At 33.9% G+C, this 11551-nt stretch carries 10 protein-coding genes; 1 reads left to right on the top strand and 9 read right to left on the bottom strand.

Annotation, left to right across the window (positions count from 1 at the left end; genetic code table 11):
* Nucleotides 1-372: 372 nt before the first annotated feature.
* The 7 genes from CG11_RS28190 to CG11_RS28160 form a co-directional block, all read right to left on the bottom strand.
* The gene (locus CG11_RS28190; protein WP_156039958.1) at nucleotides 373-780 is read right to left on the bottom strand and encodes an SPOR domain-containing protein; all 408 of its coding nucleotides are present in this window, start codon (nucleotides 778-780) and stop codon (nucleotides 373-375) included.
* A gap of 5 nt (nucleotides 781-785) precedes the next feature.
* A complete protein-coding gene (deoC, locus tag CG11_RS28185; protein ID WP_052600257.1) occupies nucleotides 786-1436 on the bottom strand; it encodes a deoxyribose-phosphate aldolase in 651 nt (216 codons plus the stop codon).
* 212 nt (nucleotides 1437-1648) lie between these two features.
* Complete coding sequence (locus CG11_RS28180; RefSeq protein WP_072011021.1) at nucleotides 1649-2803, bottom strand: alkaline phosphatase; 1155 nt, start codon at nucleotides 2801-2803, stop codon at nucleotides 1649-1651.
* A gap of 226 nt (nucleotides 2804-3029) precedes the next feature.
* On the bottom strand, nucleotides 3030-3692 hold the full coding sequence (locus CG11_RS28175) for a CBS domain-containing protein (protein WP_052600256.1): 663 nt from the start codon (nucleotides 3690-3692) through the stop codon (nucleotides 3030-3032).
* A gap of 483 nt (nucleotides 3693-4175) precedes the next feature.
* The gene (locus CG11_RS28170) at nucleotides 4176-4769 is read right to left on the bottom strand and encodes an aminodeoxychorismate/anthranilate synthase component II (protein ID WP_052600255.1); all 594 of its coding nucleotides are present in this window, start codon (nucleotides 4767-4769) and stop codon (nucleotides 4176-4178) included.
* Nucleotides 4759-5895 carry a CvpA family protein gene (locus tag CG11_RS28165; RefSeq protein WP_081909683.1) on the bottom strand — a complete coding sequence of 379 codons (1137 nt, stop codon included), beginning with the start codon at nucleotides 5893-5895 and terminating at the stop codon, nucleotides 4759-4761. The genes CG11_RS28170 and CG11_RS28165 overlap by 11 nt, the downstream gene beginning before the upstream one ends.
* Before the next feature lie 254 nt (nucleotides 5896-6149).
* Nucleotides 6150-6596 (bottom strand): GatB/YqeY domain-containing protein, encoded by a 447-nt coding sequence (locus CG11_RS28160; protein ID WP_052600253.1) that lies wholly within the window; start codon nucleotides 6594-6596, stop codon nucleotides 6150-6152.
* A 510-nt stretch (nucleotides 6597-7106) separates the two neighbouring features.
* Here CG11_RS28160 and CG11_RS28155 point away from each other — a divergent pair.
* Nucleotides 7107-8246 (top strand): thioredoxin fold domain-containing protein, encoded by a 1140-nt coding sequence (locus CG11_RS28155; RefSeq protein ID WP_052600259.1) that lies wholly within the window; start codon nucleotides 7107-7109, stop codon nucleotides 8244-8246.
* Nucleotides 8247-8325: 79 nt separating this feature from the next.
* On the opposite strand, the gene CG11_RS28150 is transcribed toward CG11_RS28155, so the two are convergent.
* On the bottom strand, nucleotides 8326-10056 hold the full coding sequence (locus CG11_RS28150; RefSeq protein ID WP_052600252.1) for a hypothetical protein: 1731 nt from the start codon (nucleotides 10054-10056) through the stop codon (nucleotides 8326-8328).
* Nucleotides 10057-10101: 45 nt separating this feature from the next.
* Nucleotides 10102-11283 (bottom strand): amidohydrolase family protein, encoded by a 1182-nt coding sequence (locus CG11_RS28145; protein WP_052600251.1) that lies wholly within the window; start codon nucleotides 11281-11283, stop codon nucleotides 10102-10104.
* Nucleotides 11284-11551 lie beyond the last annotated feature (268 nt).

The following is an 11551-nucleotide window of genomic DNA, read 5'->3' as shown; positions in this document are numbered from 1 at the left end:
TTCTTCTAGATTTCTCTAGTTTCTTACCTAATTATCCTGTCGTTTCAAATATCTTTTTCTGTTTCTTTCGAAACTTTTTTATCTGCTCTCTCGTTAAGCGGTTGCAAATGTCTGACTTTATTTTTAAACTACCAAATTTTTCTTAAACTTTTTTAAAAAATATTTTTTAGTAGCTATTTTTTGTCGTTTCATTTTTGCTATACTTCTCTTTTGAAGCGGTTGCAAATATAAAGCGGGTTTTTCTTTTTTCCTAATTTTTTAAAATAAAAAAACAATTAATTAACTTCAAAAAGCAGCAAGTGCATCATTATTAAGCAATTGTCAATAAAAGTTTTTTTTTCTTTTTTCTAAATTACAGAAGATACTATGTATTTACTCCATATCTGTTGGTTTCGCTTCTGTATTTTTAAAAACAATAGCATCAGGATACATTCCTAATAATTCATTCAATAAAGCTACTGCTTCTAGTTTGGTATAAAATCCACCAGCATAAATACGGTAATAGGGTGCCTCATAAAACCAATCCACTTTGGACGTAATGTTTCTTGTTTTTTTTCTGGCTTCTGAAACTTGTTGAGTCGCTAAATATTTATCTCGCCCCAAGTACAATTGTACACTCCATACTTTTACCGTTCTATCTTTGGTAAAATTTAAAGCTTTCCGATGATCTAAAATTTGACGTATAGAATTTTCTTCGACAACCCTTACAATACCTTCTTGGTCTTGGGCAAAAGAAAAACTACTCCATAGTATCATTGTTATTGCGATTATCCATCTCATAACTTCTACTTTATTGAATGAAGAAGCTGTACTCCTTCAGGTGTTCCCAGCTTATCGACTCCTGCTTCGATTAATTCTAATGCAAAAGCTTTTGTATGCACACCTCCTGCTACAACAATCTTGATTCCTTTAGATTCTGTTTTTAGCAAATTAATCATTTCAATTGTCGAATGTCCGCCATTTACACCTGTAGCATTTTTGATACAATCAACTTCTACATCACAACAAATAGCACACAATTGTTTTATTTCTTCAATTGTCAATAAGCTAGTTTCTAAAATAACTTTTATTTTTTTTCCTTTTAGGTGTGCTGCCGTTGTTACACTTGAAATATCATTCTTAACATGTGACCAATTACCATCTTTAACAGCAGCAATATTAACCATCATTTCGATCTCATCTACCCCTTCGTCTATCGCACGTTTAGCTTCCTCTACTTTTACGGGAATTGCATGATAGCCCATGGGGTAACCTATAGTAGTAATGACTTTAGTATTTGAGTCCTCTAATAACTTTGCTGCTATTGGTACATAAAATGGGGGGATACAAACCGCCGAAAAATTATGTTCTAATGCCTCTCTACAAAGTTCCTTTATGTCTAATTTAGTGGTATCAGGTTTTAGGAGGGTGTATTCTATATAGTTATTCAATTCCATTGTTTGCTTTAGTAACGCAAAATATTTAGAAAATTCTTTAGATAGTTGTTTTTATAAGAAGGACAAAAGTAATAATATTATAAACCTATAAGCACAATTTAAAACGGATTTTCTGTTTTTTTTACAAAAAATCTAACTTCATTTTTTTACCATACTAATTCCCCTCAAAGTCCCTAAGCAATAAATCTTTAATAATCAACTCAATACTAATTCTAGTTTGAGGAAGATTCGCTTAAGTTCATTAAATATTTTAATTTAAAAAATATTTCTGTATTATCCATTATTCCTGTAAAAGATTCTGCTCCTGGACCATACGCAAAGATAGGTACCATTGTCGCTGTATGGTAATCAGAAGTAAATTTTCCTTCCACTTTCCCTTCTTTTTTGCTACCTCCATTAATACTATATCCTCCTGTCTCATGATCGGCTGTTACAATGACCAAGGTATTACCATCTTTTTTAGCAAAATCAAATGCTTGCTGAATGGTTCTATCAAAGTCTAGCATTTCTTCTACGATATAATCTGATTCATTCTTGTGCCCTCCCCAATCTATCTGAGCTCCTTCTATCATTAAAAAGAAATTTGATTTGGGATAGCTCAAAATATCAATTGCTTTTTTAGCCGCTAACGGCAGAAAATCTCCACGCTCTTCTATTTTGGGAGGCAACTTAGCAGAAATCAAGCAAATCATTTTTTCTGGTCTATAATCTCCTACTTGTTCGATATTGTCAGTAACAAAATAGCCTTTCTCTTGTGCTTCTGCGATTAGATCTCGACCATCTAAGCCATCCTTAAAGTAATTCCAACCTCCTCCCATCAGCACTTCAATATCTTTAGTCATAAACTCAGCAGCTAATTTCTGATTGACACGGCTTCTTGTCGGTTGATGCCCATAAAAACAGGCAGGTGTTGCATGTGTAACCGTGGCAGTTGTGACGATACCTGTCAACCAGTTTTTTTCTTCTGCATATTCTAAAATTGTTTTGAGTTTCTTTTGATGAATATTCATTGATATAGCTCCATTATATGTTTTGGAACCAGTGGCCATAGCGGTAGCTCCTGCTGCACTATCTGTTATTAGTTTGGTTGAGTACGTTTTGACTAGTCCTATTTGTCGAAACTTTTCTAGAATTAGAGGTGTTTTTTTGGCAATACTGCCTGCAGTTATTTGAGTTAAACCCATTCCATCTCCTATTAAAAAAATAACATTCTTAGGGTGTTTTCCTGCTATAAAAGTTTTGCCAGCTTCTTTTGTTCCTTCTTGAGGTTGATTCTCATCTTCATTAGAAGCATTATTTAAAGCTTGAGGTGTTTCGCAACTGGAGCTTATCCATATAAAAAAAACAATTATTACTAGTTTGTTCATTGATTTTAGTCCGATATCTGTAATTAATTTAGTGGGATAACTGTTTCGACTTCCACATCTACAAAGATAAAAAAGCCTTATAAACAATAGAGACAAAACAGAATGCCCTTATTATCTGGTTCTATACTATAGATTAGTGGTAAAATTTACAAGCTTATAAATCAAAAGTCATCCTAGGACAAAACTGCTAGGATGACTTTTGGTTCAATTTGTTAATTTTTTTTCGTTAAACGTCTAAGTAACGCATTAAACCTTCATAACGATCATTGAGTGTATCAATAAATTCTGATTCATAAAAAGAAGATTTTACATCATAACCAAATCGTTCCAAAGTTGCCACAATATGTTTTAGATCTTCTTTATTTATTTTTAATGTTAATTCCAATGCATTAGTTCCATAGGGAGAAGAAATAAAACTGCTTAAGATAGTTGCGTTTTCTAACTCTATTAATCTAGATATTTCAGACAAAGAATAATCTCTAGGCGCCATTTCTAAAACCAAAACGCCTCCAGGATGTGTTATTGAACCTGTATCTGCCAGTTTTTTTAACAGATCTTCGATGGTAATAAGCCCCATATAATCTCCCTCGTTATTTAAAACAGGTATGACCGTTAGGTTAAAATTAACGACCAGTTTCATGATGTCATATAGGTGTTTTTGTGCGGGAACAAATTTAGGTAATAAAACAGGTCGGCTTTCTCTGATTGTTGTTTCTGCATCGACAAAATTAAGGACTTCATCTTCAGATAAAATTCCTAATAGTTTTCCATCTTCTACAACAGGTAAATGCCTTACATGAAAATCATTCATCCATAACAACGCTTTAACGCCAGTATCATTGAGTTTGAGCGGTGGGACGGAGTAAGATATTAGTGCTGATGCGTACATATATTGATTTTATTGTTTTATTATAAATTTAGTAGTTCGTTGATTTTTTACTTTTTTAGCTCGCTACGCTCGTGAGATCGCAAGCTTAGTTACCAAAAAGATAAAAAAACACATTTATATTAGTTTGATAATCAAAATTTAAAAACAAAACGTAATAAATCCACAATTTATTAATTATCAAACTAATAGAATTTTTCAACGAACTATTGATAAATTGCTGTACACTTTTCATTTTTATCAAATAAAAAGTTGATTTTAAACCCAATCGTAGGTAGACCAAATGCAATGGGAGTTTTATGTTTATTCTTTTTTTAGTTAAGTTGAAATAGGTACAGATAATAAAAACCTGTCATTCCAAAACAACTATGAAGTATCAAAGGAACTCAAAAAATTATTTTTTAATTCCTTTTTTGCTCCAATTGTTACCAAGAATAACGTAAAAGAGGGAAATTTATACTTTTCAAAGGTAGTTTTAAATTTAATTTAAGAATTAAGCCTTATCACGATAACCTTTAACCAATTTTCCAAGATTGCTAACCCGTCTAATGTTAGAATTGATTCTGGATGAAATTGGACTCCCCATATAGGATATGTGTTGTGTTTAATTGCCATCAACTCATTAGATGCTGTCCAAGCAATTGGTTCTAAGCAACTAGGTAGATTTTTTAACAGCAAGGAATGGTATCGCATTACTTGTGTGGGTTGCGTAATCCCGTGAAAAATGTCCTTCTGCGTATGTTCTACCAAAGAAGTCTTACCATGTACTGGTATAGATGCATGTACAAGTTTTGCACCAAAATACTCTCCAATCGCTTGCATTCCCAAACAAATGCCTAAAATTGGTATTTTGACATAAAAATGATGTATTAAATCCATTAATATACCTGCATCTTGGGGGCGTTTGGGACCTGGTGAGAGTACAACTGCGTCAAAATGACACTTTTCTAATTCCAATATGGAAATTTTATCATTTCTAACAACGGTACAACGTGCTCCTAATTGACTCAAATAATCGTATAAATTATAAGTAAAGGAATCGTAGTTGTCTAATAATAATAAATGTGGTTTATCCTTCATATTCGACTTCTTCCGGTTCTTCTAAATCGGGTGTAGTATCAACAGACGGGCTAATCGTAGGCATATTAGTGGTGTCGATAGTAAACCCTATGGTGTCTCTTTCTTCTGGTTCAAAATCTGGTATTTCTTCCTCTATAACAGGCTGCACAACCTCTTTATTATCCTCCCCCGAGTAGACATTTATTGGGGCTTTATTTCCTTTAGCCCCTTTATCTAATCGCTCTAGTGCTACACTCATGTAGTCTATAAAGTGCTCAATAAATGGGGCGATTCCTTTCATTAGTTGGGTACCTCTTTGAGGAATTACTTCAATATATTTGTAAAAAAAAGAAGTGGTACTCTTGGCAGCTAAGTAATCATCTAGGCATTCAAAACTCATTGTATCATTAACAGATGTTACTAAAAAGGTGCTATCACAAAAACAGCGAATTTCTTTCTCTACAGTCAAAAAGAGTTGCCCACTAGATTTAATACGAACTGTATCTTCTGGCAATATATCCCATTGTTGCACCGAGCTTCCAATAGATCCAAGATAGCGATTTCCAGGCACTGGTTCAAAACGAATGGTCAAACTTGCAGGTTTCTCACTATTGCTTTTGTCTGGAGCAAAACGATAAGTTGTATGATCATCATCTATCTTTAAATAGATTGTATCAGGTTTGCTCAATGCCAGCTTTCCAGGCACAACAAGTTGAGGGTTGATATCTTTCTTTGTTATTTTATATCCTTGGTTAAATACCAACTCAATCACTCTAGCTTGACCAAAAAACAGCACCAAAACACTGTATAAAAGGATAAATATAAATCCCATAATCACCCCACCTACAATCTGACTTACAATATCAAAACGCTTGTTATCTACGGTTTCCTCTATAAGTTTGGTAACTATTCTAGCAAGCATTAAGACAATCAACAAAGTGACTAAAAAAGCTACAAAAGGTAAAAAAACAGAATCTATTTCAAATGTATCTATTATAATATTGGTGGTCATTGGAGTAAATGCCATTGCAGCAAGAATTGCACACATTAAAGAAAGTACTGCCAAAACGACCTTCATCAAACCAAAACTAAACCCAAAGTAAAACCCAAAGGTTGCCATTATGATAAATAATACATCTACTGCCATTTGTTATACCTCTAATAAATTTTACAATATATTCTACCTGATAATAGTTAACTGCACGGCTACTTATTGAGTACTGCATCGTTGGTGATCAAAAGCTCAATGCAAGCAATTCATTATCATTTTTTTTTCTCTAACGAGCTATTAACCTAACCAACCATATCCTAAGACAATCGCATTCTGAGAACACAAAAATACAAAACGGATTCACCTTTACTGGCAAACCCGTTTGCATCTACTTTTGTAGCATTTATTATTTAGGATAACAAGCTTTTTACAATCGTAGAGATTGTTTTGCCATCAGCTTTACCTGCAAATTGTTTATTTGCCATGCCCATCACTTTGCCCATATCTTTCATAGAAGTAGCTCCTACTTGGTCTATAATGCCTTTGATAGCTTCTCTTAGTTCGTCTTCTCCCATTTGCTGGGGCAAAAACTCCTTGATAATATCCATTTCTTCTTTTTCTGGAGCTGCCAAATCATCACGATTTTGTTTTACATAAATCTCGTAAGAATCTTGGCGTTCTTTTACCATTTTTTGTAAAAGCTTAATTTCCTGATCTTCTGTAATTTCGGTTCCCGATCCGCTTGTTTTTAGTAATAGCAATTGTGCTTTTACTGCACGTAAAGTACGTTTTCTTGCCTCATCTTTCTGTTTCATAGCATCCTTGATGCCCGCATTAATGCGATCAGTCAAACTCATAACACTTTTTTGTTTTAATTATTTAATTTGTAAAATTAATAAATTCTATTAGACAATGTATTTTGCTTCCAAAAAGTTCTTAAATAATCACTAAAATTGATTTTATATTAAACCTTCGCTATAAAAATTCGTACTTTAGTCATCATCATTGGATTGATGTTAAACATTGTATAGTCCATTTTTTTATTCGGAAAACGAACAATTTTGATCACATAATCTTGCTTTGTATCCTAATTAGGATAACAATTAAAAAGTTGGCTCAAAATTCGTTATTCATAAAGTAAAAAAATAGCATTCAACCTGATTCCAAGTCAATTGGACTCAAAATTAGTGTATTATTTATTTAACAACAGTTCGTTAAAAAACTTTATTAGTTTGGTAATCATAAAATTGAAAGTTCACTGCGTTTTGTAAAAAAAATTGATTATCAAATTAATATAAATGTACTTTTTTTATCAAAAAGATAAAAAAGTAAAAAATCAACGAACTACTAATTTAAAATGTAGTGTAATGAAACAACTCCTTACTGGACTTCTAATATTGGTTAGCCTACAATGGGCATTTGCCGACAGTGGCATTCAGTTTTTTAAAGGTACAATGGCTGAAGCACAAGCCTTGGCCGCAAAAGAACATAAAATTATCTTTATGGATGCCTACACTTCTTGGTGCGGTCCCTGCAAACGGATGGCTAAAGATGTTTTTTCGGATGCTGAAGTTGGAAAGTTCTTTAACAAACATTTTATTAATATCAAAGTAGATATGGAAAAAGGAGAAGGTCCTAGGTTGGCTGGAAAGTATCGTGTCAATTCTTACCCTACGCTGCTTTTTTTGGATGAAAAAGGAGAAGTTGTTCATGCAGCCAAAGGTGGTCGTCCTGCCGATCAGTTCTTAGGACTTGGAAAGGTTGCCTTGAGCAAAAACGATAAATCAGGAGAATATGCCCAACAATACGAAGAAGGGAAACGTGATCCCGACTTTTTGCGTGCTTATGCTTATGCTTTGTTGAATAGTGCCAAACCTAATTTAAAAATTGCCAACGAATACATCAGAACACAAGATGATTTCTCATCTAAAGAAAATCTAGAGTTTTTATTTGATTTTGCCAACGAAGCAGATTCCAAAATTTTTGAACTTGCCGTAGAAAACAAAGAGGCTATCATTCAATTAAAATCAGCTGAAACGTTTAAAGAGAAACTAAAATCAGCTTGTAATGAGACTATAAATAAAGCGATTGAGTATAAAGTAGCTGACTTATTGGATGAGGCTAAACTCAAAATGAAAACAGCAGACCCTAAATATGCGAAAGAATATGCTTTGTATGCTGACATAAAATATGCTGCTGGCACAGAGGACATCACCGCTTTCACTAAGCTTTCGGATAAATATTTGAAAAAGTATGCCAAAAAGGATGCCCAAACATTACATCAATATGCCCGTAGTGTTTTAATGCAAACCAATGATGCTAAACTTTTGGAAACAGCTGAAAAGTGGGCTAGTCAAGCAACTAGTATTGATTATAAAGCCGAGTATCTACGAACACATAGTGCTATTTTAGAAAAGTTGGGACGTGCAGAAGAAGCTCAAAAAGTAAATGCAAAAGCTAATGAATTAGGAGGCAAACAGTCAAAAACACCAGCTCTTGGTCACTAGACGTTACGACAGGTATTGGCTTGAAAATTTTAGACTAAAAGAAACAATCTTTTTTCTAACGTTTTCAAGCCAATCTTTTTTACCAATCTTTCATTTTTTCGCTGATATTCCATCTCAAGCCAATTCCTAACAACAAGGTGTTGTTGTCTAAAGCATCTATGACAGCGTCCTCTCGGCGGTACATAAATTGTAAATCAGCAAAGAGGTTGTGTCGAATTTGGTAACTCCAGTGCAATTGAAGAATAAACAAATTTGTTTTGATCCCTTGCCCAATCTGATTGTTTAATTCTCGTTCTCTAGAATTATAACCAATACTTGGATTTGTCCCCCAATTGGAACCTAAAGAATCTTGTCCATAAACAGAATAATTAATCTGTGCTCTGATATTCATTCTAGGCAAAGGTTGATAATTAACAATGCCGATCCATTCCATAAAATTAGCTCCCAAAGGGTGTGCTAAGGGTTGGTTGTAGTGGGTATAATTGGCAGAACTGTCTCTGAAACTATAGGTATAAGGACGAGCCATGTTAAACTCTATTTGCATATCCAAGTGGTCAACTCCAAAAGCATCTATATATTTTAGCCCCGTTTGCAAAGCAAATTTGTTTCCCCACCAACCTCCTCCAAGTCGAAGTAAATCGCCAACAGATAATTCATCCAATAAAAATTGTCCATAAAAAGAAAAGTGCTTTAAGAAATTCCATTTCCAGTTTAAACCGATTACGACATTATCAGGACTTCCGACAGCTTGTTCTACAGCTCGATAAAATATGATTGGATTTAGGTATTGCAATTCAAATTGTCCATTTCTACTAAAAACTACTCCTTCAAATAAACCAATATTTAGGTTTTTAAGAATATTAATACTTAAATGATGTGCTGCTAGATACTTCTTGGGTAATGCTAAATCGAATGCTCGCTGTGCTTGTCCATAGTTTTGTGTTAGTTCTGCAAAGATATTTTGATAATGCAACTTCCAAACTCTTGTATTTATTTTTAAATAAAAATAATTGGAAGAATAATCGGATAAAAACAACGACCGGTGCCCATCTCCAATAAAATTTTGACCGTGACCAAACTGGATACCAATATGGTTTTTCAGCAAGTCAACGGCAACATACCCTTGCGCCAATAAGTAATCTACTCCCGAAGTATCTTTTCCTGGTATTAAATTACTATCATATTGCTTAAAAAAACCTGCTCCTGGAACAGCAAAATCTCTTCGTATTCTACTGTCCACATAGGTAGGGAAAGCCGCTTGTGTTTCAATAACATCTGTATAAAAATAAACTCTATTTAGAATATTGCCTCGAATCGCAGCACCTCTCCTATTCAGAAATAACAAACGCCCTTCGCCATTGTATTGCTCAAAAGATCCTTTGAAATGTAGAATAGGATTAATATTTGCATAAAAATGCTTGGTTCGTACCTCTAATAAATGTGCTGGTGTTCTATAAAAATGTCTCAAAAAAGACTTATCCCCGTTGGGATATAAGAACTTCATAAAAGTTTTTTTACTCTGAATGGTAGCGTCATCATCATTATAATCAATATGCACATAATCATAATCACTTTGACGACGCTTATTCGTAGACCAATAGTCTTTAGCAACCACACTATCTTGATAACTGCGTATATCTTTTCGCATCAATGGCTTTAATCCACTATGAATGTTGCCAAAATTTCCTGTTCGAATTTCCATACGATCATGCAAATAATGGTTTACATCATTGAGTGGGGCTGTTAAAGAACCTTGAGCAATGGCTTTGATGCTAAACAATAACAAAACTAATAATAAAGAACACTTCATAACTATTGTTTTCTTTGATTGACATTTTATGTTAAACTTGCTTAATTACACCAAGCGTTGTACCATCGTATTATTGGCTAATTCCCCTTTCTCATTCAAATTGGACAAGAGATTTAACCCACAATGTTTTCCTACTTCGATGCTCCCTAAGTCTTCTTCAAAACCTAATGCCTTGGCCCCATTCAAAGTAGCCCATTCTAATAATGTTTCAAAAGGCACATAAGACTGATATTTTGCAATCGTTTTCATCTCCTCCAAAACAGACAATTGCCAGTTTGAAGTTAAACTATCTGTTCCTATTGTCATTCTAGCATTATTATCCATAAATGCTTGATAATTGGGCAAATTGTTCTCAATGTATAAATTCGCATTTGGACAAGTGGCCCAGTATACCTGATCGCTCCATGCTTGCGCCGCTTGTATATCGGCAGCCGTTGTCAATGTATTGTGCACAAACAAGGTTCTATGAGAAGGGTCCATATGTTGTAGCGCATAATAAATAGAAGGCTTTTTAGTAGCGTCAAAATCATCTAAGGCAATACCAAAACCTCCATAAAAATCAATAAATCCTCCTTTCTTTTCTAAAAATAGCTGATTCTCTGGCGGAGTCTCTTGATTGTGAATGCTAACTGTTTTTTGCAAACCATCATTCACTTGATTGATTGCCTCAAAAAGTTTGGGAGAAACAGAGTAAGGAGCGTGCGGAACACAACTTTTTTGGTGTCCTCCTACAGCCTCTAAAGCATCATAAACTGCCTTATATTTAGCAAATTCCGTTTCTGTATTTTGCTCTTGAAGAAAATCAAAGAACTCTGTAAATGTATAATATCTTAGCTTGCTTTTAGATTTTTGCAAAAACGTATCGGTTACATTAGAAATATCACCAACAGCAACAATACCTTGTTCATACATATATTGGTCTGCTGCGGCTATTGCTTCTTGAATAGCTCCTTCACTAGCTCCTCGCTGTTGTACCACACTTGTGATAAAGGGGATTAAGCTTGTTCCCGTATGTACTTTACCTTTCATGTGAGATAATTCCAAGTGGCAATGTGTATTTACAAAACCAGGAATAATTATTCCACTGTAAATTTCCAACTCATCCGCATTATAATTTTCACGTACGTCTATCTTTTCTATTCTACCATTTTCATCAACAAGAACAACACCTTCTCTGATCGGATTTGTATGAATGGGATATACCCAATCGGCTGTTATTTTTCGCATCTTTAATCTTTTTTCAATTCAAAATTGAATTTATCAATTTATTTAACGAGAAAGGCTTTGGAACTAACTTTGAATTTCTGCTCACTCCTCGTTCAATGTTATTTTCCAATCAAAGGTATCATTTTTCAAAAAAAATAAGGCTTACATCTTTCGATATAAACCTTATTTTTTTGAAAAAGAAAAGGACTTGTACGTATTCCCATTCATACAAGTCCTAAATCACCCCAATTAAAACCCAAATTTATTATGTCGTATTTTTAAGTTTTTT

The sequence above is a fragment of the Aureispira sp. CCB-QB1 genome, from assembly GCF_000724545.1.
Taxonomy (GTDB): Bacteria; Bacteroidota; Bacteroidia; order Chitinophagales; family Saprospiraceae; genus Aureispira.
Note: the sequence above shows the minus strand (reverse complement) of the source record. Positions and strands in the feature narration are given on the sequence as shown.